The organism is Nocardia sp. GCM10030253 (assembly GCF_042675075.1).
In the GTDB taxonomy this organism is placed as follows: domain Bacteria; phylum Actinomycetota; class Actinomycetes; order Mycobacteriales; family Mycobacteriaceae; genus Nocardia.
The window spans coordinates 26,157-49,402 of sequence record NZ_JBHTDL010000008.1; the positions used below are offsets into that span (position 1 = coordinate 26,157).

A 23,246-nucleotide genomic window follows, 5' to 3' on the forward strand; every position below is an offset into this window, starting at 1 on the left:
CTCAGTGGCCGTTCAACTCGTGATGCCAGAGCAGCTCACTCATGCGCTCCACGGCAGTGCCGAGATGGCGGCGGTAGGTGCTGAACGGCAATCCCAGCAGCTCCGCCGCCACCTCCTGGGTGGGCGCACCCTTGAAATAGGCGACACTGACAGCCCGATGCAACTTCTCGCCACCGCGCTCGTTCAGCAGTGACTGCGCCGCGCCCGCGAGTACCTCGGTCAGCGACTTCCCGCTCTCTTTCACCAGGCGGCTCCGGTTGAGCGGATTGTCGCCGAGCGCAACCGGTCTGCGCAACGTGCGCAGTGCGTCGCGAATGGCCGCGTCGAACTCCGGACGAGACAGCACCACCAGCTCCGCGGGCCCGCGAACCGGCCCATCGGCCATGGAGGCGCCCGCGAGCATGGCGGCGGACTTCTCCTCCAGCCATGGGCCCGGTGGTTGCGTGCGCCAGTCGTGGGCGAACAACGCGTATCGGTGAGCGCCGACGACCGGCGGAGAGTCGATGGGCAGCATATTGATATCGCCGAGATGCCCGTCCCAATAGCCGTCGTCGCGCATGACGACGAAGGACCAGGCAAGCCGTTCACCGCGAACCATCTCACCGGTGGCACGCCACTGGGCAAGGGTGGTGGCGGCCGCAGGCCGCTGGTAGGCGGTGGCATCGATGGTGAAGCGAGCCAGGGCCAGGTACTCCCCCGATCGCAACGGCCCGTTGGCCCGCGCGTATCGCCACGCCGCCGCGACCACCGGATCGACCTCCAGCCCGACGGGATCGGCGACTTCGAGCCAGGCGGAGAACGCGTAGAGTTCGCCGGTCTGCGTGGCGAGGTAGACGCGGAAGGCCTGGGGCTGATGGTCCAGCCAGAATGCCGCGATCGCGACCGATTCCTCTCCTTCGTGGCGTCGCACCAGCTCCAGCACCTGCTCGCGCTGCGACTCGACGTACGGATGGTCCTCGACGAGCCCGACGTCACGCCAGACATTGAATTCCGAGATCTGCCGGTCGGTGCGATACAGGAAGATCAACGCACCGGTCGCCTGCAGCAGCTGTGACTCCGGAACCGAACGCAGTTGTGCCAGATGCACTTCCCGCATCTGGTGATGCATCTCGGCGAATCCCGCTGGGTCGCGCCACTTCAGATCGGCCTCCAGCGCCTCCCGCACCACATCGTGTGGAAACAGCCCGGCGCCGGTGGATTCGATGAACGGCTGCACTCGCAGCCACGCGAACAACTCCGCCGCCCGGACGCCGAATACCGCGCGCAGCAGCGACTCCGAGGTGACATAGGCGTGTGCGCATACTTCGAGCGCCCTGCTGTGCTCGGGACTGGGTGTGCTGCCGATCAATTGGCGCAGCAGCGTCGCGATGGTGTCTTGGCTCGGGCGCCAATCTCCATTCGGCGCATCGTCTTTCACCGCCACCACCGCCGCCAATGCCAGCGCGAGCGGATTGCCGCCGGTGAATTCGAGCACGGCCTGCTGCACACTGGCCGGCACGTGCCGGGCGTGCAGAAACTCCGCGGCCTCCTGCGGCGCCAGATTGCGCAGCGCGGTGACCCGCAGTAGATCGACCCACCCGGGGTCGGAGGTCCACAGCAGATCCGGCTCGGCCCGCCCGGCGACCGCCACCACCGCGCCGACAGGCAACTGCGGCAGAAACCGCTCCCACAGCCAGCCTTCCAACCCCTGGCACTTTTCGAAGGTGTCGATCAGCAGCACCACCCCGGGCTGATGCAGGGCCGTCCCCGCCGCGGCCAGGAACCCTTCGGGCGTGGGAACCACTGTCCGGCCGTCGATTTCGACCACGGGACGACCGGCGCGCTGCGCCATCCCGGCGAATATCCGCAACAACGTCGACTTCCCGATGCCGCCCGGCCCGTGCAAGTAGTGCACGGGCCGAGCCTCCGGTGCCCCGTCGAGTGCCGCGGCGAACCACTCGAGTTCGGCGCGCCGGCCAACGAAAGCCCGGTCCCGCCCGGCGGCCAGGGTGTGCGCCAGCCTGGATGGTGTTCGTGTGGTGTCTGTCGGCATGCCAACAAATGTACGAGTCGACGGCGGGTGTCGAATCAGTCGAATGACTGTGCCGTACCACCGCCTTGTCCCGTATCCGGAGTCCACCCGAACCGATGCTCAGTCCAAGCTAACCTCGATTGACTTTGACGAATTTCAAATCGTGTTCCAGGGAGTTGAACCTGTCGCGGTTGACTACATCTGTCGCATCGGAATCGAACCGCACGCCGTCCTCTTGCCTGAGGACGGTCCAGAACCCGGCGCAGGCAACCCCCGCGATGAAGATGCCCCCAAAGAGCGCGATTCCAGGAAATTCGAACGGGTTTGTGAGCGTGCCGATGCTCAGCGCGACGAGCGCGAGCACGACCGCGCCCGACACCGCAGCCAACCAGCGCCATCGCTTACGCAGTGCCCGAGTGCGATTGGCATCGAACACACGGTAGACCCCGATCGCGCCGCAGCCGCACGGCACTTGGGTAACGACTTCTCCGTTCGAGGGACGCAACGCCGTGACCGGAGCGACCAGATACCTGTTGATCGATGCGATACCGTAATCGCTGCTTCCGGTCTTGTGCGTCTGATAAATATTCGGCTCCGGACCTATCGGAGGCATTGGCATGGTCGTCTCCTGAACTACCGAAACAGCCTGGGCACCAGCATCTTCGATGCGGACTCGGACGCATCAGGGCTAGAGGTCGACTTTACAGTCGACCAGTCGCGCCGAGTGGACGGTTTGTGCAGAAGTTGGGGGCGCTGATCGAACTGGCCACACGGCGGGGCCGACGGCGCACTCTCATGCCGCGTGACGCGCGGTTCGACCGACCACGCGCTACGCCCTAAAGATCAACGGGTCGAGATCTTCTCACGGCAATTGCTACTGAGACCCTAGTGAATTCCACCGAACCCACCGGCTCCGAAGCTGCCGTAGGTGCTGGAGACACCCCCGCGATATCGCGAGTGCAACTCGCTCGGATCCCGCGGATACGGATCGATCAGGTCATCGGTGAGCGCCTTCCAGCCAGCATCCCTGGTCTGGTATTTGTCCTCCAGCGCTTGCCCTGTTTCCGGGCCCGAGATCACGCCGGTGTACGGGTCTGGACGCGTTCGGCGACCAACTCGGCTTGGACCTCGGCCGGAGTGAGCCCGCCTCGCCCCGCGCGGCGATCAAGGTCGGACAGGTAGATCCAGAAGGTGCGGCTGCCGCCGGAGGCGGCAGGTATCTCATAGGCCCACCGGCCGAAACCGAGCGAATCCTTTTGAGCCGTCGGCGCCTCTTACGTGTGGCATCTGGATCAGGACGGTATGGCCGAGGTCGCTGATCGCCGAGCCGGTTGGCGTGCCAACGATCGGGCTGTACCCAGCGGGACACTGTCTCGATTCTGGTCCGTCCCGCAACTAGAAGGAGCCCACATGTCCGCTTTCCATCCGCCGCAACCGACCTCAGTCGCACCCGATGGCGGGTCGTTGCACCTCCGGCCCGCCTCAGGACGCGGGACACCCGTCGCGGCCGTGCTGGCGGCACTGGCCACCAGCATGCTGTTGGTCGGGCCCGGCATCGCCAACGCCGACCCTGCTCCCAATGAGCCCGCCTCCACGACAGATATCGCATGGACAACGGCTGACGGTTTCCGCGGGTCGCCGTCGTTGACAGCGCCCACCCACGTCGTCGATGTCGCTGGGGTACCGATCGCTTACCGCAGCTTCGGACACGGGCCAACCCTGGTGTTGACTCCGTGCCTCGGATTGAGCATGGACGACTGGGATCCGGCGCTGCTCGATCGCCTGGCCGCGACCAACCATGTGGTCATCTTCGACTCCGACGGCGTGGGACGGACCCCGGCGAGCTCTTCGGCCATCTTGACCGTCCGGCAACTGTCCGATCAGGCCGCCGGTCTGATCCAGGCCCTTCATCTGGGCCGCCCCACCGTCGTGGGTTACTCCCTGGGAGGATTCGTCGCGCAACGTTTGGTCGTGGATCACCCCGGTGTTGTCGGCGCCCTGATTCTGATGGGTACGGGCCCCGGCGGATCGCAGCAGGTGCTGCCCGATCTTCCCGATCTGATCGCGGGCGCGCCAGCGTTCAATCCGGTGGCGCCCGCCGACCAGGTCATTCCACTGTATTTCAGCGATCATCCCGACGCTCTGGCTGCGTGGCGTCAACGAACAGCTCTGCGCCCCGACCGGGTCGGGGTGAACTTGACCGGCCTCAACCGGCAACGCGCGGCAATGAGCGACTGGCTCATCAACCCCACCGCCAATGTCATCGCCAGCCTGCCGAACCTGCGGCTGCCCACCCTGATCCTGGGCGCCGACAACGATAAACAAGAACCCGCCGCCAACTCAGTCCTGCTGCATCGCTACATCAACGGTTCGGAACTGCTGATCTACCCCCAGCTCGGTCACGCGTTCCCCTTCGAAGCACCGGCGCGCGTTGCTGAGGATATCGCCGAGTTCACTCGGTAGCAGCCTGACCCACCGTCAGCGCCAGGTACGCGGGTTCCCGGGCAGGCCCGGCCGGAACAGCCCGAGTGCGCGACAGTGTTGCGGTACAAAAGATTCAGCAGGGAGTACGACCCCGCCGAATACCTCACCGGGTACGACCCCGACGCAGGTTCCTCGCCCACTGCAAGCGATCCGCGCATCAGTCATACTGTTGACAGCCTTTGTCTCCCAACATATTTGACAGACGCTAAAGCGGGATCGATCAGTGTAGTCGGCCCGGGCGGCCGCCGAGAGAGGGAAATCATGGGATTGCCAAGTGAATTCGGCAAGGCGGCCGGTGCGGGCGTCGCACTGCTCGCACTGCTCGCGCTGCTGCCCGGTACCGCACAGGCGGCCATTGGCCGGGCCTCCTACGTCACTGTGGCGGGAGAGATCTTGTCGATCACACGGCCGGACAGCGGCGCCTGTATCCAATTGCAGGATGCCACAGTGCGTTTCGAGAACGGCACCAGCGACCGGGCCTACCTGTTCGGCGATTCCGCGTGCGGTGCGGGATCCGAGATCGAGGGTGTCGATCTCATCTGGAAAGCTCCGGCCGGGGTGCAGGCCCTGTCCGTGCGCTTCGAGCCAACCGGGTAGCCCGCGACATCGACGCCGGAAGACCCGAAAACCGCCATCCCGTAATTAGTTGTGCGGCGACGGCGCCGTGGTCGCTAGGCGACCGTGAGCACGACCTTGCCTGCGCGACGCCATCGACGGTGTCGCAGCCAGCACCGCCAAGTACCTGCACCTCGACATCATGGACGGCCACTACACACCCGCGATCAGGTCGGCCTGCGCACCGTCGCCGCCATCCGCCACCACACTTCTCTGCCGCTCGATGTCCACCTGCAAACCCTCAAACCCGAGCGCTACATCGACGACCTCATCGAGATCGGGGCCGACCGGGTCTGCTTCCACGTCGATGCCACCACCGACGTCGGCACTGCCCTCGACACCCTCCAAATGGCCGGCATCCGCAAAGGGCTCGTACTCAACCCCGACCTCGGCCTCGAACTCCTCGATCCCTACCTCGGACGCTTGGACTTCGTCGTCCTCATGACCAGCCGACCCGGCACCAGCACCTTCGATCCCACCGTCCCGGACAAGATCCGCACCCTGCGCACCACCCTGTACAACCTGCACCTCGACACCGTCGAACTCGTCGCCGACGGCGGCATCACCACCATCACCGCACCACAGACAATCGACGCCGGAGCCGACACCCTCGTCGCGGGCAGTGCAATCTTCAGCTCCACCGACCCCGACCTGTCCACAGCAGTCCACCGCCTCGCCCAACCCGTCCAGACCACCGCCACCGTGCGGGAACACTGACCGAATCAGAAGGCAGTCGTGCGAAACAGCGAGACGCACCAGCGCGTGGCCGCCGCAGGCCCACCCGGTACCACACGAGATACGCTGGTGCCAACGCCGCCGCTGCCATCTGGCCGGTTCTAGTGGAATAGTCGAAATCGTTCCGGCCCAGCACTTTTCGACCCATTTCGAGGCGTCGAATCCGTAACGCAACGCAGGAGGAGTCCATGGTTTCGCAGACACCCGAGGCAGTTGTGATCGACATCGTGACTCAGGTAGACGACGAGACGCTGGCGGCGCTGACTGCCCTCCTACCGCAACTGTCCACCACCGCAGCACCTCTGACCCGTGATCTCCTGGAGGCGGTCATCGATTCCTCCTCGACGCGGCTGCTCACGGCACGTGTCGATGGAGCGATCGTCGGCGCGCTGACACTGGTCATGTACACCATCCCCACCGGGCTGCGAGCACGCATCGAAGACGTCGTCGTAGACCAAGCCGCACGTGGGCACGGCGCCGGACGAGCCCTGACCACCGCTGCGCTGGCCATCGCGAGGGACCACGGGGCGCGCACAGTCGACCTCACGTCGACCCCGACAAAATCCGCAGCCAACCAGCTCTACCAACGGCTCGGATTCACCCCACGCCAGTCCACGACATACCGCATGACCCCCTGACCTACGTCGAACAGCCACTGCGACAACGCCGATCCGACCAAAGGACCCCGGATGGACAACACTCAACCAACAGCCGAGACCCAGATCCGCCAACACGCCCTTGCCCTGGCCGCCCTCGCGCACAACGGCCTCGTCTTCGCCACCGACGTCTTCGACCGGCAACGCTACGAACAGGCCAAGCAGATAGCCGCCGACCTGCTGGCCCTCATCAGCAGCGGCACCGTCGAGGACCTTCACCAGAACGTGTTTCTCGAACAGGGCTACATGACACCCAAAGTCGACGTCCGTGGCGGCGTCTTCGATGACAAGGGCCGCATCCTGCTGATCCGCGACCGCAGCGACGAGAAGTGGACCCTGCCCGGCGGCTGGTGCGATGTCCTGGAATCACCCTCACTCGCAGTCGAACGCGAAGTCCACGAAGAATCCGGAATCACCGTGCGAGCCCGCAAACTCGTGGCACTGCACGACCGCGATGTGCAAGGCCACCAGCCCGCCTTCCCTTACCACGTGTACAAGCTGTTCTTCCTGTGCGAGACCATCTCCCACGGCCAACCCAGCCCCGTCGAGACAATGGAAGTCGGCTGGTTCGACGTCGACAAGCTGCCCGAACTGTCGACAACCCGGGTACTCGACACCCAAATCCATCTTCTCCACAACCACTGGAACAAGCCAGAACTGCCAACCGTGTTCGACTGACCACTCGCGCCGACGATCGGCTGGCCGACACTGGCGGTGCTGTTTAGACAGCATCCGACCGCAAGGGGCCTGGCCAGCGGTGCTGCCCTGCATAGCTCTCGGAAGGTGTCGCGCTGACGCGGGCCGATGGCGGTGCCGTTACTCGTTTGCTACGCGAAGGGTCGGCGGCACCATCTGTTCGGGGAAGTTCGCGTTGACGTAGTCGATGGCGTGCTCACGCGAGGCGTCGTAGTTGAGCGCGTCCTTGAAGAAGCGGAGTTGCTCTTCGCGCTCGTCCCGGGTCCGACACACTTCCGGCGACGACTGTGCGCTTGAGATCTCCCGGCGTGTCTACTGCCGTCGTGGTCCATTTGATGTTCTCGCCGAGTGCGAAGCCTCGGATGCGACCTTGGCCATCACGTCCGTTCAAGCGTCGTTGGGTGTTCGGTGAGAGTTTCGCTGTCTTCTTCCACGACCCTCCGAGCCGACCGAAGTGTGTGCCGACCAGTTCCGGAGGAACGCCGTGGCCGTCGTCCTCGATCACGACCCTGGCGACGCCATCCAGGCCGTCCGATTCCACCGCGACGGTGACCGTGTTCGCCTCCGCGTCGAGCCCGTTCCACACGAGCTCGATCACCGCCCGGACCGGGTCATCTCGGTGGGCGATGCGCAGTACGTAGTCAGCTTGCGCGTCGATGTGGAAGCGAGTCGTCACAGAAGTAGTATCTCTGAGGGACCAACACCTTTGCAGCGGGTTGTGATTCGTGTTTGGCGGGTGCGGTCTGCGGGGTCCATACGTCGGCCTACGTGCCCCAGTACCGGGTATCTGCGACTCTCGCTGAAACCGTCACCGCGACAATCGAATTCATCGGCAGGACAAGTACCCCTTCTCGACTATCTGCCTGCTGCCACCGGGGAGCTGCGGCAGTGTCGGATCCGGTTGCTCGGCGTTGTACCAGTCGGTGGCCGCCCGACTCCCGCCCGGGGCGTCGACAACCGTTATCTGCTGGCCGAGGCTGTCACGGGGTGAATGTTGCGCTATTTGCAGATCGGACAGCCTGTTCCGCTTCTGACTCGATATCCGATCCCGGTCGACCATTCATGCCCGTAGGCGCACCGCCACCAGACGTGTCGAGCGGATCCGATCTGCATGTCGTTCGGGGTCAAGGGCTTGTTCCGGTCTGGATGCCACTCGGCGACCAGATTCGGGAAGGCCGCAGCCAGATTGACCGTATTGACCGTCCTGGGCCGACCAGCGCCAGCAGTGACACGAGAAGCCGTTTCGCGACCGCTGACAAGTGCTGCCAGCTGTCTTTTGTACTGCCGCATCGACTCGCGGTCGATCTCCCCCTGGTCGAATCGCCGGTGGCAGTTCGGGCACAACACGATCATGTTGTCGAAGGCGTGTTCGCGGACCCGCGACCAGGGCACGATATGGGCGAAATCCACCGGTGTTGACCGGCACGTCGTGATCGCGCAACGATGACCGGCTTCAACCAGCAGCGCTCGCCGCAGGGGTCTCGGTATCGGTGGACGGCGATCGGGCATAGGCGCAAGTGTATCGCTGGAACCTCCATGTCTCCCTTCAGTTTTCACAACTTCCACAGGGCATCGAGTCCCTCAGACGGCAGGTCCACGTCGATGGACCTGTACGGCATCGGACCCCTGTGCGGCAAGCTTCTCGCCGACACCGGAGACGTCGGCCGGTTCGTCAACCGAGACCGACTCGCCTCCTGGAACGGCACCGCGCCCCTGGACGCCTCCGCCGGAGACCAGAATCGGCATCGGCTCTCCCGCACGGGGAACCTCGAGATCAACCGGGTCCTGCACATCATGGCCGTGGCCCAGCTACGCAACCCCAGCGCCGGGCGCACCTAGTCGCCAAGCCTCTGGTTCAGCACCCTCGCGTCACCACCGAAAACCGCCTGCAAACTGAGGGCGTTACGTGCCATTGTGATCGAGTGTCATCGACTCCGGGCCTCCCCCAGGATCCAATGAACTGCCTCGAACTGGCCGATCCGTATATAGCGTTGGGCCCGGGTTATGTCGAGGTCCTGGTCTTCCAGTACCGACTCTGTGCACTGATCTGGCTGCACAGGACCACAAGCGCAGCGATCGACACAGAACTCGCGCGACTTGCAGAGACGGAGGAGACCGGGTCGCATCGGGTACCCGGATGGGAGGGCGAATCGGACCTGGTGCTCAGCGAACTACAAGGCATACTCAACGGCGAGGCCGCACCCCTGGGTGCGGGCACCATCATGGCATCGTGTTGCAGCGCACTCGAATCGCTGCTGACCGACATGCTCCCCACCTGCTCACGACGCGGACTCCGTCCGAAGGCTCAAGCTGTGGCCAACCTCCTGGCCGACCGGAAGGAGGCGGACGCGATCGTCGAGCACGCCGACTGGCTCGCGAAACGACGCAACTCGTTCGCCCACCGACTGACCGACGAAGGCGGCCACTGGGACGACCCGAACAGCCAGCGGTACGACTTCGACGACGACGCCGTTGAGGAGACCTTCGAACGATGCGGAGAAATCGCCACGCTCCTCGACAAACGACACGAGGAAATTACCCGCTGGCGTGAAGCGAGGCCATAGCGCCGATAACCCCGCCGATCACACGCGCCGCCACCAGATCCTCCACACCGCATCTCAGATCTCCACCGGCAGGATCGAACTGGTACCCAGACATCTCACCAGCTCACTCACTCCCGGCCGCCACAACCGGCAGGACGACACTCCGACAGACTTCGAATTTGCCAAAATTCGGCGATTACGACCGGAACACATACCGGGTCACCGGCGACCGGTCCAGGCAATCCAGGTCGGCTATGCCCTTGGACGTCGTAGCCGACCACCTTCGATCAGCCGCCGAGGCAGGGCTGGCTGGGAGCATAATGGCCTGCCATGCACAATTTCCGCGATTAACGGCCGTGTTCGGAGTCCCGGTTCATGCTCTCACCGCTGAGCGGATCGCCGACGCTATCGCCGCGCAGGTTCCCGAGGCCGAGGATCTCGACTGGAAATCTGAGCTCTACAGTGACAAGGCCGAGGGGCGGCAAGAGCTCGCCCACTGAAAATGCTCAGGTCAAACAGCGCACCGGCGCCTAGCTCTCCGCGAGGAATTCCGCGGCAATCGGTGCGAACTGCTCGTGGTATTGGAAGATGCCGCCGTGGCCGGAGTTGGGGTAGATGATCAGTTCCGATCCCGCGATGCGCCGATGCAGGTCTTCGGACAGCACAGAGGGCACCATACGGTCGTGGTCGCCGTTGGCGATAAGCGTGGGTTGGGTGATCTTCGACAGATCCGATGGCGTTGACCGACCGAAGGCCTTGATCGCCGCGAGTTGGGACCGGAAGGCACTGATCTTGATGTCTTTGTCGCGGTCGGTGGTGCGTTCCTCGAGGCGGCGCACGAACTCCTTACCGGCACGCTTACCCACTGCGTCGCGGTTGAAGAACAGGAACTCCTTGGGATCCGAACGGGTCACCGTGGCCCGCAACATGTCCCAGTAGGTGACGCCGGCGACCTTGTCCACATCCTTGCCGCCACGCGGACCGGTCCCGGTCAGGACGAGCTTGCGCACCAGCCCGGGATGCTCGAGCGTCAGATCCTGGGCGATCATGGCGCCCATCGAGAACGCGAACACATCGATCTTGTCGAACCCCAACGCTGTGATGAACGTGTAGGCATCATCGGCGGCCTCCTCGATGGTGGCGGGCACCTTGCCGGTGGACGCTCCCACCCCCTTGTTGTCGAAGGCGATCACGTGACGGGTCTTGGCGATCGGGTCGATGATTCGCGGATCCCAATTATCCAGGGTCGCCGCGAGGTGCACGAAGAACACCACCGGGATACTGCCCTTGGGGCCCAGCTCACGATAGGCGTACGTGGTGCCATCGGCGATCACGGTACGAGTCGGCGCCTCGGCGTAGGACGTGATGATGGAGTCGTCGCTGGTAGTGCTCATGATGTCCTCGTTTCTTCGAAGTCGGTGCGGGGGAAAAGATTCGATACCGCCGAGCAGTAGCTCAGTCGGCGAGGAACCGAAGTGCGTCGGGAACAAAGGTCGAGTGATGCTGAAATATCCCGCCGTGTCCGGATCGCGGGTAGATTTTCAGTTCCGCGTTGGGGAGTCGGTGCGCCATGTCCGCCGACAGGCTGCTCGCCACCATGAGGTCGTCGTCGCCGTTGGCGACCAGGACGGGCACCGTGATCTGTGACAGATCATCGGGTGCGGCCTTGCCGCCGTTGACGATCGCCTCGAGCTGGGCCAGCCCGGCCTGCGTCGAGATCTTCTTGTCGCGGTCGAAGGTTCGCTCCTGGAGTCGGGCGAGGTAGGCGGATGCGGCTTGCTTGCCTTCGGCTGTGCGGGGGAAGAACAGAAACTCTCGTGGGTCCTTGCGCGACAGGAACGCCTTGGTATAGGCGATGGCGACGATCGTGCGCATCTTGCCGATACCGCCGCCACCGCGTGGTCCGGTACCGGCCAAGATCATTCGCCGGACCAGATCCGGCGCTTGAAGCGCAACCAACTGGGCGACGCCACCGCCGAGGGAGAATCCGACCAGGTCCACCTTCTCCAACCCGAGCGCGCGGATGAACGCGATCGCGTCGTCGGCCATCTGTTCGATGGTATTCGGGACGGCAGATCCGGAGGCTCCGACACCACGGTTGTCGAAGGTGATCACGCGGTGGTGTGCCGCGATTCCGTCGATCACCCGGGGATCCCAGTCGTCGAGCACGGCGGTGAGGTGGTGCAGGAACACGACGGGCACGTCGGACTCGACACCGAGTTCTCGGTACGCGAACGGCACTGAGTCGACGTCGATCGTCTTGGTCGGCGTGTCTTTCCAGGTGAGCATGGTGGGCCTTTCCGCGCTGGTATGTGGTTCGGGGTTCATCGCGTCATCGGATTCCGCGTGTTGGGCGCAGCGCCGCCGTCCCGTTGCGTTTGAGCATTGCCAGGGTGGTGACGAGGCGACCGCGGTCCGGGTCGGGATCGAGTCCGGCGCCGAGGCGGTGTAGCTGATCGGTGTTCCAGCCGATGTTGAGCACGCCGTCGAGAGCTTTGACATCGACGAATCTGCTTATCAGGCTGCGCATTCCGGTCCTGAGTTCGTGTGTCGGAAGCACGCCGATCCGACCGGACAGGATGGCATCCGCAGCGTCGGGCATGGTCACCGTCGGGCGAGCCAGCCCCACCACATCGCAGTCGTAAAGCCTCACCAAACGTTCGTCGGGGGCGTGGCGCGCATCTGCCAGCGCCTCACTCATCGCGGCCTTCATGATCCGGTTGGGCAGCACCAGGCCACCGGGCATCGATCGGTTCCTGCAGGGCGTTCATTCCAGCCTCCCAACTCGGCCCCCTTGAAATTACGATCATACTATTATGACTGTACTACAATCGTCGAGGACGGGCAGACGAGACAGGTGGAGGTGAGTTCCATGGCCAGATACGGCGTGGAGCACAAGGCCGAGACGCGTAGGCGCATTATCGAGGCGGCCGGTCGGCGACTCAAGCAGCACGGTATCGACGGCTCGGGAATCGCCGCGGTGATGTCAGATGCGGACCTCACCAATGGTGCGTTCTACGCGCACTTCGGTTCCAAGAGCGACCTGGTCGCGAATGTCGTCACCGATCAGCTCGAACGGCAGCGTGCCAGTATCGGCGCGTTACCGGCCGATCGGGACTCGCTGGAGGACTACATCCGTGGCTATCTGTCTACCGAACACCGAGACGACCACACGGGCGGCTGCCCGACCGCGGCGCTGCTGAGTGAAATCGGTCGGTGCGACGCCACAGTCAGGGACGCCTATTCCGAGGGCGCACAGTCGATCGTCCAGGAGATAGCCGCGCACCTACCCCCCGGACGATCGGACACGAACCAACTCCAGACGGCGTTGGGCCTGTTCAGCATCCTGGTCACGTCCCTGCAACTCGCCCGAGCCATCAGCGATCCCGCACTGTCCGACCAGGTACTCGACACCGGAATTCACAATGCCCTTCGCATCCTCGACGACCCAGCCTGACCCCGCCGCAAAGCTCAGACAGTGCCCGGGACCCTCAACACTCAATGCTTGACGACGATCTTCCCTTTGGCGTGCCCTTGCTCAACGTAGGCCATGGCCTCGAGAGTCTGATCGAACGGGAATGTGCGGTCGAGAACCGGTCGCAAGGTTCCGTTGTCATAGAGTGCGGCCAGTTCCGCGAGGCGTGCGCCATCGGCCTTCATAAAGAAGAAGGAGTATCGCACTTTCAGCTTCTTCGCCTTCCAGCGAATCTTGAGGCTCAACAGCGCCATAACAGGGGCAAGGATGGGTCGGCCGAGTTGTCTTGCGAAGGAAGAGTCGGGCGGGCCGACCACGCTGATTGCGAGCCCGCCGCTCCTGAGCACTGTTAAGGACTTCTCCAGGTTGGCACCCCCGAGAGAGTCGAGGACGACGTCATATCCCGCCAGGATCTCAGCGAAATCCTGTTTGATGTAATCGATCACCTCATCCGCGCCCAAGAGGCGCGCCTTCTCGACATCGCCGGTGCTCACAGTAGTGGCCACATACGCGCCCAGATACTTGGCGACCTGGATAACGGTCGAGCCGAGGCCGCCCGCACCGGCATGGACGAGGACTTTTTGACCCGGCTCGACGTGTGCGAGATCGACTAGCAGCTGCCAGGAGGCCAGAGCAACCAGCGGGACCGCAGCGGCCTCTTCGAACGAAAGCGATCGCGGTTTGAGCGCTACATCGTCTTCGTCGATCGCGATAAATTCGGCGAAGGTGCCGATCCTGAGATCCCTCGGCCGAGAATAGACTTCATCGCCCACCTGAAATCCACGAACGTCCGCGCCGACTTCCGTCACAACACCGGAGACATCATGCCCCAGAATGAACGGAAGCCTGTACTTCAGCAGCTGCTTGAACTCGCCGTTACGAACCATCTTGTCCAGCGGGTTGATACTGGCGCCGCGAACCTGGACCAGAACATCACGCGGACCTACCGTTGGCTCAGGAACGTCTGCCGCCCGTAGTCCACCCTCACTATAGGACTCGACAAGGAACGCCTTCATGTCAGACTGCCCTCTCTCGAACAATGCGAGTGTGATGGCCGAGGAACAGCTTTGCCACTGTTGATGACGCCACGCTGAGGTGCCGCCCGAAGGTTCGATGAACCACGGCCAAGAAATCAACCAGTAGCTCTTCGACCCGGACGCGACAACGCTTCAGCCTAACCTCTTCCATCTGACCCGACGGGGCTGATCGCCAAGCCGCGCGTGCCGGTGGGCGTCCCGTGCCGCCCGTCGGCAACCGACGCGCAGCACGGGCTGATCAGTCCTACCGCTCAGGCGATAACTCGAATTCGGCTTCAACAATCAGCTGTCCGCCCAAACCTGCTGGTCACGACCGTTCCCATCTGTAGCGTGCCCCGCCGAGGGCTCCATTGAAACGGTAGCGGCGGGCTACCAACGCACCGTCATCGCGACGCTTAAATTGGATAAGTACCCACAATGACCAGGCGTTTTTCAGTTGCCCATGTTTTGCGTGTCCTGCCGAAGGCACCGACCTGCGACAGCGGCTTCTGCATGTCCGCAAGGTTTCCGGGCTCCGGTCAGTTCATATGTGTGGCGTATCGAGGTGACCTCCGCGCTACCGCTGACGGACAGGTGGTCGGTGCTGCAGGGGCCCTTCCGTCCATCGGCGGGTTCAGCGAGGCTTCGAGTCGTGCCAGCACGTCGAGGCCGAGGCAGCTGCGACCTTCGATCCAGTGGCGGTGGACCGTCGGGAATTACTGCGCCTGTGTCAGCCTCATCAGAGACAATCTCGATCGATGGACGATCAAGAACTCGAGAAGCTGCGGACCCTGCTGCACGCACCCTTCGCGCACGACACTCATAAAGAGCTGAGCGCTCGATTCGAACGACTGGGGCTGACCCGGTACGACGTCGAAGGCACCAAACGAGAACGGGTTACCGCCGTCATGAAAGCCATTCCAGCGAGCGAGCTTCCGCGGATCGCAGAACAGATGATGGTCGAGTCGATGGTGACGCACAGCGACGGCATCACCATCCAGGACACGCTCTGGGCAGGATCCGGTCCGACGATCGTCGAACGCACGCGCCGCGAGTTGGCTGAGGCGCTCGATATCGAGGAAATAGTCGGCCTTGACACCCAGCGGTTCCTCGACATGATCGGCCGGTGGTGGGACCTCGACCGATTCGATGGCCTTTTCATCGACGGACAAACCCTGCGCGAGAAGGTGATTCGCCATGTCTTCCGTAACCAGGGTGACTGGTCGGTGTCGTACCTGTTCACCCAACTCGAAGCGTTCGAGGCCCCGAATCCACGGTTCGCGGCCTTCCTGGAAGACCTAGTCTCCCCAAAGGTAGTGCTCGACGAACCCAAGCAACGCAGGCTGGTCGACACGATCAACAACCACCTACGCAGAGACCACCTCGCACTGCGCGAGGACGGCACTCATGCCGGCTACCCAGTCTTCCGCATATCAGCAACGGGAGTCGCGGCGACGCCGCCGAAAACGCTGGTCTTCAGCGGCAAATTCAAGCCCGATATCCGACTCAGCAGCGTGCCCGACAACCGCCTCGAGATCGTCGACAACGGCGCGGATGCCCTGATCTACGACCGACCGACCGATCGGCTCGGACGGCTTGCGCTGGCGTGATCTACACCGCTGGTGGTGCGACCGACACCCAACCATGGACAGCGACACTGCAAAGAACCAGCTCTACCAGCGACTCGGCCAATACTTGCCCGAATCCTCACCACCACAGCGCCTGCTGTACCGGCTCTACCACGAGATTCACGGGCAGCGTGTATGGGACCTCCCAGCGCTGCTACCCGAAGTATGGCTGCACTGGGACCACCAGACCGTGCGCCAACGCGGCGCGCAAGCGCTGCTCAACCAACGAATGGACTTCCTGCTCCTGCACCCTGGCGGGCACCGTGTCGTTCTCGAAGTCGACGGTAAAACCCACTACACCGACCAAGATGGCAACGCCTCACCGCAGGTCTATGCACGCAACACCCGAATCGACAGGAACCTGCGGATGCGCGGCTACGAGGTTTTCCGCTTCGGTGGCGCCGAGCTGACCGACCCCGAAACCGCGAAACCGTTACTCACCGAGTTCTTCACGGCGCTGTTCGACAGATTTACAGACCCCCGCAGACCAGTATGAACTGGACCATCGCGCTGCCAGGCCACAACCACCCGTGCCAATGGACCAACGCCGGGACTGCTGCTGAGATAAGTGAGATCTGGACATGGCCCACCGTTGGGGAAGGCCATGTTAGGCAGCAGCTCGGCACGCCCGCCAGGAGCATGGGAGTAGTCGGCGTCGTCCGGGCTATCAACACTGTTCGCGCGTTCGACCTGCCGGGGTGCGTAACCTATGGTCACCAGCGGGCGACGCCGCAAGCCTGTGCGGCGAACTTGACCCGCCCAAGAATTCCATCCCGCGACCGAAAACAATCACTGGACGGCGAAAAAAGATCCCCCGGACAGGCTTCACTGTCGACTGCGGGCCGCATCGCCCATCGCGGCGGATCGGAACCACGGCGGTCCGCACGCCGCATCCATCAAACACACAACCAAAACGGGGGGTTTACGGGGGGACAGGACCGGAAAAACAGGTCAGGCCCAGTCAATGACTGGGCCTGACCTGCTATTTCTGTGGAGCTAAGGGGACTCGAACCCCTGACCCCCACAAAGAGGTTCATGAGACTAATCGGTCCGGCGAGACCTCGATGTTCGGCACCGACACCAACGATCGCCCCCGCGACGGCAACGAAAGTGGCCGCACCCTCCGACTATGAAGCCGCCGAATTACGTTCGGCCACAACGGAAATACAGCGCACAGCGAGGAACTCCCGTCGAGTCCGAACTGCACGACCTCCCCACCGGGCTACCCCGAACGCACCCCCACAACGGATACTCAACCCTCTATGACCCGCTCGTCAGAACGTCAAGTCGACCGGCGGCAACCCAGCCTCCCGGCCCACTGCGTCCAAGACGGTCCGTGACACCCGAGCAGACGACTGAGCAGGGAAAAAGGCAATACGGCCGACGATCTCCCTTCGGCTCCGCGAGCAGTCCTCCCCCGGTAGGCACCCGACGTCGACGTCACATCGATGACGACAGAGTGGGGTAACCGTGGGGCCGGCTCAAGTCTGCACCCACACCCGCGAACCGCCACCAAACGATACGCAACCTGCACCGCGAGTTACCTCGAACGCTCGGTAGTGCCGATTTCCGTCCAGTCGTCTTGCCTACGGTCTGTGGCGTTGCCACCCTCGGTCGCCGGTCGCATCCCCGGCAGCGAGCGTCAGGATCATGTCCCGTGATGGCGGCCGGGGCCCCGCTCAGGCGGATCAAAAATGCACCCTGAATAGACGTGATAGATCCTCCGACTCGGAGGTCCGCGCCTTGGGCGGGTGGCCTTGGCGGCTGTGTATACCGGCGAAAGCGTGGGGTAACCGCGAGTAGCGGGCGTCGAATAAGTGTGGCCACTCCGCGACGAGATCAAATCCCGGACACGGGGTCAGATCACCGAGTGCTGCCCACCCACGCGTGACCTTCCAGTCGGCAGCGCGAATCGGTTCCGCCTGTTTCGACAGCGGATCGGCCGCCGTTGGTCCGTCACTCCGGCGGGCGCCGATCCTTGCCCCGGCCATCTCGGAGGGTTTGCTGTAGTTCGCTGTTGATGCGCTGGGCTTCGGCGAGCTGATCTTCGAGGATGACGATGCGGCACGCGGCCTCGAGTGGGTTGCCTTCGTCGACGAGTTGCCGGACCCGAGCCGCGATACGCAATTGGTAGCGAGAGTAGCGGCGGTGGCCGCCCTCGGAGCGTTGCGGGGTCAGCAGTTCAGCGGCGTCGAGACCGCGCAGGAAGGCTTGAGTGACTCCGACGATTTCCGCGGCCCGGCCCATGCTGTAGGCGGGGTAGTCATCGTCATCGAGCCGGTCGGCGGGCGTGCTGTCAGGGTTCGCTTGCGGATCTTCCACTACACCTCTTGAGGATTTCATGCCTCCAGGCCCCGGCGCGTACAGCGCCAGGGCCTGGGGTCGATCTATCTGTTGTTTCAATTCCGACTATCGGCCGGCAAGGCCGGTGTCGCACACCGCGTCCGGACATGTGCACAGGGACGCGTAGTGCGTATGTGTTTGCTCGTAGACCACCTCCCGGTTCGTTGGATGCGCACCCCGCGTCAACCAGCGACGCGGTCCCGCCCGGAAACTCGTCGAGACGCTTCCTGCGCTTACTTGCGGTGTTCTTCGTCCCCTCCGGCGGTACAACCAAACATCAACTACTTCACTTCACCCCAGCCGGAGGGGACGGCCGAACCTAACATCTTCCGGGCAGTTCATCTCTGCCACGGCCACCGGACTTCCTACTCTCTGAACAAGAGCGACAGTACAACAGTCCGCATCGGTTGTCTACACTCACCACTACAGATTTCTTCTTCGCCGATCCGTAGCCCACTCCACCATTGACGGCCGCAACCGCTCGACTGTCACGAGCGGCAACCATTGCGAGGCAAGACCACGCCCAACAGCGCTCCCCGGCCTCGGTCAACGCACGTTGGTGCACGAATAAACCCGGCGTACAGGCATTTCCCTGCTGGGACGGCGCGCCCGAAGCAGCGCACCATCCCACAGGGTTACGCCAGGGACGAATCCTGTCGACGCTCGCTGGTTGCACACAGTCACCCCCGGTGCTATAAGAAATATGCACCCACTGGCACAGATTATCTTGCCAGTCGATTCGAGATGAAAGGACAGTTGGAGGTGGCGACCATGTTGATGCGTACCGATCCGTTCCGGGATCTGGACCGGTTCACACAGCAGGTATTCGGCACTGCGGCACGTCCGGCGACGATGCCGATGGATGCGTGGCGCGAAGGCGAGGAATTCGTGGTCGAGCTGGATCTACCCGGCGTCGATCCGGATTCGCTGGATCTGGATGTCGAACGCAACGTACTCACCGTGCGAGCACAGCGTCCGGAGTTGAACGCGGGCCGGGAATTGATCGCCGCGGAACGAGCACGGGGCGTGTTCAGTCGGCAGTTATTCCTCGGCGAGTCCCTCGACACCGAGGCCATCAGCGCCGACTACAACGATGGTGTGCTGCGACTTCGCATCCAGATCGCGGAGAAAGCCAAGCCACGCAAGATCGACATCGAACGCAGCAACCGACGGCAGGTCATCAACGCCTGACGCGAACGAGTACGCCGGAAAACGAACAGGTACTCCGCGAGCCCGGCCATCTCGGCCGGGCTCGCGTCGTGCACGTCCCTGCACAGCACCTCAACCGGCCGAACAACCGCTCGCTGAGACCGACCCGATCGCGTGGGATACCGGAACAACGCGACGAGCGTTCGCTGCCCTCATTACTCCGGTCGACCGTGTCGAGTGCTCGGTCCACGAGCCCCGGACGTGCGGATTCTGCGGTTCATGGCATAGTTGGCTGTTGAGACCGGGCGTATCGAAGTGATCTGCACGGCTCACCTACAGAGAAGAAGTTGTTAATAACATGGCTCAAGGCAGTGTGAAGTGGTTCAACGGTGAAAAAGGCTTCGGCTTTATCGCTCAAGACGGAGGCGGCCCTGACGTCTTCGTGCATTACTCGGCTATCGGCGGGGCGGGTTTCAAGTCGCTCGAAGAGGGCCAGCGCGTGGAGTTCGAGGTAGGCCAGGGCCAGAAGGGTCCGCAGGCCCAGGATGTCCGCGCTATCTGATCCAGCGTGACCTGTAAAGGCTCCGCACCATCGAGGTGCGGAGCCTTTCTCATTCGTGTAGCGCCGGGCTCCGCCAGGCATTCAACAAGCCGGCCCGATCCCGAAAGAACAGCGCGCCCGCAAAAGCGGAACGCGAACACGCCGTGAACGACCGCTCATCAAGCGGCAGTGCCGGGTTCGTCACGCGCCGGTAGGAACGGTGTCGCATCAGGTGACCGTCCTTGCTCGATGCCGCGCCCACGCGCTAGTTCGGCATCGAACGCCGCACCCATCAGCACCGCGAGATTCGTGATCCACAACCACACCAGGAAGACCACCGCAGCGGCCAATGAGCCGTAAACCTTGTTGAACGAACCGAAATTCGCGACATAGACCGCGAATCCGGCTGAGGCAGTGGTCCAGACAATTACCGTAAGCACACTTCCCGGTGTCAGCCAACGGAACCCGGGGTGCCGAACATTCGGCGCGGCCCAGTAGAGCAGCGCGCACACCAAACTCACCAGCACAGCCAACACAGGCCACTTGATTACATCCCAGATCCGGACACCCGCCGAGCCGACACCGAACCACCCACCGATCTCGCGAGCCACCGCTCCGGTGGCGACCACCCCGACCGTGCACGCCGCGACGACGACCAGCAGCGCGACGGTCAATCCAAGCCGCAGTGGCAACGTCTTCCACATCGAACGGCCTTCATCGATCTCGTAGATCGAGTTCGCGGCGCGAATGAACGCGCCGACGTAGGCGGAGGCGGTCCACACCGCGACGGCAAGCCCGGCCACCGCCACGGGCCCCGACAGCGAACGTGCATTCTGCAGATTCTCGATCGCGTCGACGAGAAGGGCGATACCGCTGCCCGGTCCGAGCTGCTCAACGGTGTCGATCAGCGTATCCGTCGAGCTGGGCTCCAGCATGCCGAGAACCGCAGTGAGCACCAACAGACCCGGAAAGAGCGACAGCACGCTGTAATAGGTCAGCGCCGCAGCCCAATCCGTGAGCTTGTCCGACCAGACCGCGCCAATCGTGCGCCACAGCGCATCACGCCAGGACCTCCACCGCAGGTCCGTCGGGCCCGACACCCGCTCAACAGTCATCCACGCACCTCCCGGCCAGCACGCGGATACCCAGGCGCCGTCACCCAAAACACATGGCCGGCTACAGGTCGTGAGCCTCCGGGCCTCGATTGATCGCACTTTGTCGACAAGCCACGCCCGAGACTGGTCGCGGGCAGCGCTGGTGCACCTCGAGCGCAACCCTGAGTCCGGGCGCAAGCCACGGCGTCCAGGTCAGGAACAGCCACCCTCCCACACGTCCCCCAGCATGATGAAAACATTGGGGCGAAACCGTGGGGTAAACGTGGGGTCGGCGCAAATGAAACAGGTCAGGACCAGTGCGATACCGGTCCTGACCTGTATTAATACGTGGAGCTAAGGGGACTCGAACCCCTGACCCCCACACTGCCAGTGTGGTGCGCTACCAGCTGCGCCATAGCCCCTGGTTATTGCTTTCGGGTTTCCCCGACTGCCTGAACGAAGTTACACCACGGGCGCGTCAGCAACCAAATCGCCTTGATTCGGGGCTGGCGGAGGGGGTGGAGGAGTCCGTAGAATCGAACATATGTTCGATAGCGATGACCTCTCGGCGGTGGACTTCAGAGCCATTAGTGACGAGGGGCTTATCGACGCCCTTCGGACGGCACATGGGGCGGCGGCGGCCGCGCAGGCGGCGGAGGTGTTCGCCGTGCGGGAGTTGTATCGGAGGTATCGCGCGGATAGTGCGGATCCGGGGCCGGGCGGGGCGCGGGGTGGGGAGTTCGCGGCGACGGAGGCGGCGGTGGCGCTGCAGGTCGACGAGGCGACCACCGGGGCGCTGATCGATATCGGTCTGGCGCTGGAGGATTCGCTGCCGCGCACGCGGGCGGCGTTCGCGGCGGGGCGGATCGATCTGGCGAAGGTGCGGGTGATCGTCGACAACACACGCGCGGTGGCGCGGGAGGTGCTGGAGGATTTGGAGCCGCGGCTGCTGGAGGTGGCGGGGCGGACCAATCCGGTGCGGCTGCGGCAGGCGGCTCGGCGCTGGGCGGCTCGGCTCGATCCTGGTGGCACGCGGCAGCGGCGGGAACGGCGGCAGGAGGAACGTGACGTCCGGCTGCGCGCTGTTCAGGACAGCATGGCTGTCTTCGATGGGCTACTGCCCGCGCCGGGGGCACAGACAGTGGCGATGCGGCTGCGGGAAATGAGCATGCAGGTGTGCGCGTCGGATCCGCGGACCATGCCGCAGCGTCGGGCCGACGCACTGGTGGCGCTGGCCGATGGGTCGGGACAATTGAGGTGCCAGTGCGGGCGCGGTGGACGGTGCCCGAAGTATGGCGTGCCGATCGAGCAGCCGCGCCGCCCGCTGATCCAGATCGGAATCCCCGCCGACAGCCTGCTCGGATTTCAGGACGCACCCGCCTTCCTGGCCGGCTACGGGCCCATCGATGCGGCGCTGGCCCGACTGCTGGCCGAACATGCCCGATTCCAAGTGATTCCGGAGCAGTCGGACGCCGACGACCCGGCGACCGCCGAAGAAGCCGCACAGTGGCAGCCCGCATCACGGCTGGAACGAGAAGTCCGGGCACTGGACGGAATGTGCCGCTTCCCCGGCTGCGCAATGCCTGCCGCCGAGTCCGAACTGGACCACAACCACCCCTTCGACCACGAGCGACCAGCCCGCGGCGGACCGACCGCGCGCACCAACCTCGCCGTGCTCTGCGGTCGTCATCATCGCCTGAAGACATTGGCCGACAACGACAAACTCCCCTGGAAAGTCTGGCGCGCGGACCTGGAACGTTTGCAGTGGACCGCACCCACCGGCGACATACACACCACCGTCCGAGAGGGAGCCCGATACCTCTTCCCACGCACCGACACCGGCGCACCCACCGTCCCGTACACCGGCGTCCACAGATCCGAGCCGCCCGAAGCGCCACCGATCGACGCGCCCACAGCACTCCCCGACCGCCGCACTGCCGAAGACATGGCATATCCCTTGAACGGCTACGTCGTCATCCACGGGCAACTCCGCCGCATTCCACCCGAAGACGAAATCCCCGACGACAAACCGGCACCCACCCGAAACCACGCGCCTTAATCCATCGTTCGTCGCGCCAGAGCTTCGTCCCTGCACGATTCACTCTGCATGCCTTGGCAGCAGATCCTCCTCGACCCCCGGATCACCTGATGCCCAGCGACTAGGAACAAACAAGCAGTTGTTTCCAGAACAGTGATGCAAATCACGGACGGTCGCTACATTGTTTCCACCCGGCTACTCGTCCTGAACTGCGGATGGTTC

The 23,246-nt window shown here is 63.7% G+C and carries 24 protein-coding genes and 1 tRNA gene; 14 read left to right on the forward strand and 11 right to left on the reverse strand.

Annotated elements, in window-relative coordinates:
- Position 1: 1 nt before the first annotated feature.
- Together ACFQZZ_RS18640 and ACFQZZ_RS18645 are read right to left on the reverse strand one after the other, a co-directional pair.
- Positions 2–2,032, reverse strand: a complete 2,031-nt coding sequence (locus ACFQZZ_RS18640; protein ID WP_378681991.1) for an ATP-binding protein — start codon at positions 2,030–2,032, stop codon at positions 2–4.
- 109 nt (positions 2,033–2,141) lie between these two features.
- A complete protein-coding gene (locus ACFQZZ_RS18645; RefSeq protein WP_378681994.1) occupies positions 2,142–2,447 on the reverse strand; it encodes a hypothetical protein in 306 nt (101 codons plus the stop codon).
- Between the two features lie 1,097 nt (positions 2,448–3,544).
- On the opposite strand from ACFQZZ_RS18645, the gene ACFQZZ_RS18650 reads away from it, so the two are divergent.
- The 5 genes from ACFQZZ_RS18650 to ACFQZZ_RS18670 all read left to right on the forward strand — a co-directional run bounded on the left by ACFQZZ_RS18650 (position 3,545) and on the right by ACFQZZ_RS18670 (position 7,179).
- Positions 3,545–4,474, forward strand: a complete 930-nt coding sequence (locus tag ACFQZZ_RS18650; RefSeq protein ID WP_378683121.1) for an alpha/beta fold hydrolase — start codon at positions 3,545–3,547, stop codon at positions 4,472–4,474.
- A 282-nt stretch (positions 4,475–4,756) separates the two neighbouring features.
- Positions 4,757–5,092 carry a hypothetical protein gene (locus ACFQZZ_RS18655; RefSeq protein WP_378681997.1) on the forward strand — a complete coding sequence of 112 codons (336 nt, stop codon included), beginning with the start codon at positions 4,757–4,759 and terminating at the stop codon, positions 5,090–5,092.
- 84 nt (positions 5,093–5,176) lie between these two features.
- Positions 5,177–5,827 carry a ribulose-phosphate 3-epimerase gene (locus ACFQZZ_RS18660; RefSeq protein WP_378682000.1) on the forward strand — a complete coding sequence of 217 codons (651 nt, stop codon included), beginning with the start codon at positions 5,177–5,179 and terminating at the stop codon, positions 5,825–5,827.
- A 206-nt stretch (positions 5,828–6,033) separates the two neighbouring features.
- Positions 6,034–6,483, forward strand: coding sequence for a GNAT family N-acetyltransferase (locus tag ACFQZZ_RS18665; RefSeq protein ID WP_378682003.1), 450 nt, complete (start codon positions 6,034–6,036; stop codon positions 6,481–6,483).
- Positions 6,484–6,534: 51 nt separating this feature from the next.
- Entirely contained in the window at positions 6,535–7,179 is a 645-nt protein-coding gene (locus ACFQZZ_RS18670) for an NUDIX hydrolase N-terminal domain-containing protein (protein WP_378682006.1), read from the forward strand.
- Positions 7,180–7,393: 214 nt separating this feature from the next.
- Here the strand turns inward: ACFQZZ_RS18670 and ACFQZZ_RS18675 are convergent, their stop codons facing one another.
- Together ACFQZZ_RS18675 and ACFQZZ_RS18680 are read right to left on the reverse strand one after the other, a co-directional pair.
- A complete protein-coding gene (locus ACFQZZ_RS18675) occupies positions 7,394–7,873 on the reverse strand; it encodes an ATP-binding protein (RefSeq protein WP_378682009.1) in 480 nt (159 codons plus the stop codon).
- A gap of 323 nt (positions 7,874–8,196) precedes the next feature.
- Complete coding sequence (locus tag ACFQZZ_RS18680; protein ID WP_378683124.1) at positions 8,197–8,706, reverse strand: zinc-ribbon domain-containing protein; 510 nt, start codon at positions 8,704–8,706, stop codon at positions 8,197–8,199.
- Positions 8,707–8,799: 93 nt separating this feature from the next.
- Between ACFQZZ_RS18680 and ACFQZZ_RS18685 the strand changes: the two genes are divergently transcribed.
- The 3 genes from ACFQZZ_RS18685 to ACFQZZ_RS18695 all read left to right on the forward strand — a co-directional run bounded on the left by ACFQZZ_RS18685 (position 8,800) and on the right by ACFQZZ_RS18695 (position 10,240).
- Positions 8,800–9,036 carry a transposase gene (locus ACFQZZ_RS18685; RefSeq protein WP_378682012.1) on the forward strand — a complete coding sequence of 79 codons (237 nt, stop codon included), beginning with the start codon at positions 8,800–8,802 and terminating at the stop codon, positions 9,034–9,036.
- A gap of 116 nt (positions 9,037–9,152) precedes the next feature.
- Positions 9,153–9,761 carry a hypothetical protein gene (locus ACFQZZ_RS18690; protein WP_378682015.1) on the forward strand — a complete coding sequence of 203 codons (609 nt, stop codon included), beginning with the start codon at positions 9,153–9,155 and terminating at the stop codon, positions 9,759–9,761.
- A 335-nt stretch (positions 9,762–10,096) separates the two neighbouring features.
- On the forward strand, positions 10,097–10,240 hold the full coding sequence (locus ACFQZZ_RS18695; RefSeq protein ID WP_378682018.1) for a hypothetical protein: 144 nt from the start codon (positions 10,097–10,099) through the stop codon (positions 10,238–10,240).
- 30 nt (positions 10,241–10,270) lie between these two features.
- Here ACFQZZ_RS18695 and ACFQZZ_RS18700 read toward each other — a convergent pair whose 3' ends face one another.
- From ACFQZZ_RS18700 to ACFQZZ_RS18710, 3 genes are all read right to left on the reverse strand, one after another.
- On the reverse strand, positions 10,271–11,134 hold the full coding sequence (locus tag ACFQZZ_RS18700; protein WP_378682021.1) for an alpha/beta fold hydrolase: 864 nt from the start codon (positions 11,132–11,134) through the stop codon (positions 10,271–10,273).
- 61 nt (positions 11,135–11,195) lie between these two features.
- Positions 11,196–12,029 carry an alpha/beta fold hydrolase gene (locus tag ACFQZZ_RS18705; RefSeq protein WP_378683127.1) on the reverse strand — a complete coding sequence of 278 codons (834 nt, stop codon included), beginning with the start codon at positions 12,027–12,029 and terminating at the stop codon, positions 11,196–11,198.
- Positions 12,030–12,072: 43 nt separating this feature from the next.
- Positions 12,073–12,486 carry a hypothetical protein gene (locus ACFQZZ_RS18710; RefSeq protein ID WP_378682024.1) on the reverse strand — a complete coding sequence of 138 codons (414 nt, stop codon included), beginning with the start codon at positions 12,484–12,486 and terminating at the stop codon, positions 12,073–12,075.
- Positions 12,487–12,612: 126 nt separating this feature from the next.
- On the opposite strand from ACFQZZ_RS18710, the gene ACFQZZ_RS18715 reads away from it, so the two are divergent.
- Positions 12,613–13,197 (forward strand): TetR/AcrR family transcriptional regulator, encoded by a 585-nt coding sequence (locus ACFQZZ_RS18715; RefSeq protein WP_378682026.1) that lies wholly within the window; start codon positions 12,613–12,615, stop codon positions 13,195–13,197.
- A gap of 41 nt (positions 13,198–13,238) precedes the next feature.
- On the opposite strand, the gene ACFQZZ_RS18720 is transcribed toward ACFQZZ_RS18715, so the two are convergent.
- Positions 13,239–14,231 (reverse strand): NADP-dependent oxidoreductase, encoded by a 993-nt coding sequence (locus ACFQZZ_RS18720; protein WP_378683130.1) that lies wholly within the window; start codon positions 14,229–14,231, stop codon positions 13,239–13,241.
- A gap of 758 nt (positions 14,232–14,989) precedes the next feature.
- Between ACFQZZ_RS18720 and ACFQZZ_RS18725 the strand changes: the two genes are divergently transcribed.
- Entirely contained in the window at positions 14,990–15,841 is an 852-nt protein-coding gene (locus ACFQZZ_RS18725) for a hypothetical protein (RefSeq protein ID WP_378682029.1), read from the forward strand.
- 34 nt (positions 15,842–15,875) lie between these two features.
- Positions 15,876–16,355 (forward strand): hypothetical protein, encoded by a 480-nt coding sequence (locus ACFQZZ_RS18730; protein WP_378682032.1) that lies wholly within the window; start codon positions 15,876–15,878, stop codon positions 16,353–16,355.
- A gap of 1,460 nt (positions 16,356–17,815) precedes the next feature.
- Here ACFQZZ_RS18730 and ACFQZZ_RS18735 read toward each other — a convergent pair.
- Positions 17,816–18,106, reverse strand: coding sequence for a MerR family transcriptional regulator (locus tag ACFQZZ_RS18735; protein ID WP_378683133.1), 291 nt, complete (start codon positions 18,104–18,106; stop codon positions 17,816–17,818).
- A gap of 867 nt (positions 18,107–18,973) precedes the next feature.
- Between ACFQZZ_RS18735 and ACFQZZ_RS18740 the strand changes: the two genes are divergently transcribed.
- Together ACFQZZ_RS18740 and ACFQZZ_RS18745 are read left to right on the forward strand one after the other, a co-directional pair.
- Positions 18,974–19,393 carry an Hsp20/alpha crystallin family protein gene (locus tag ACFQZZ_RS18740; protein ID WP_378682035.1) on the forward strand — a complete coding sequence of 140 codons (420 nt, stop codon included), beginning with the start codon at positions 18,974–18,976 and terminating at the stop codon, positions 19,391–19,393.
- Between the two features lie 316 nt (positions 19,394–19,709).
- Complete coding sequence (locus ACFQZZ_RS18745) at positions 19,710–19,913, forward strand: cold-shock protein (RefSeq protein ID WP_328404798.1); 204 nt, start codon at positions 19,710–19,712, stop codon at positions 19,911–19,913.
- Positions 19,914–20,071: 158 nt separating this feature from the next.
- Here ACFQZZ_RS18745 and ACFQZZ_RS18750 read toward each other — a convergent pair whose 3' ends face one another.
- Both ACFQZZ_RS18750 and ACFQZZ_RS18755 read right to left on the reverse strand, forming a co-directional pair.
- Entirely contained in the window at positions 20,072–21,007 is a 936-nt protein-coding gene (locus tag ACFQZZ_RS18750) for a YihY/virulence factor BrkB family protein (protein WP_378682038.1), read from the reverse strand.
- A 328-nt stretch (positions 21,008–21,335) separates the two neighbouring features.
- Positions 21,336–21,408, reverse strand: a tRNA-Ala gene (locus tag ACFQZZ_RS18755).
- Positions 21,409–21,530: 122 nt separating this feature from the next.
- Between ACFQZZ_RS18755 and ACFQZZ_RS18760 the strand changes: the two genes are divergently transcribed.
- Positions 21,531–23,045, forward strand: coding sequence for a DUF222 domain-containing protein (locus ACFQZZ_RS18760; RefSeq protein ID WP_378682041.1), 1,515 nt, complete (start codon positions 21,531–21,533; stop codon positions 23,043–23,045).
- Positions 23,046–23,246 lie beyond the last annotated feature (201 nt).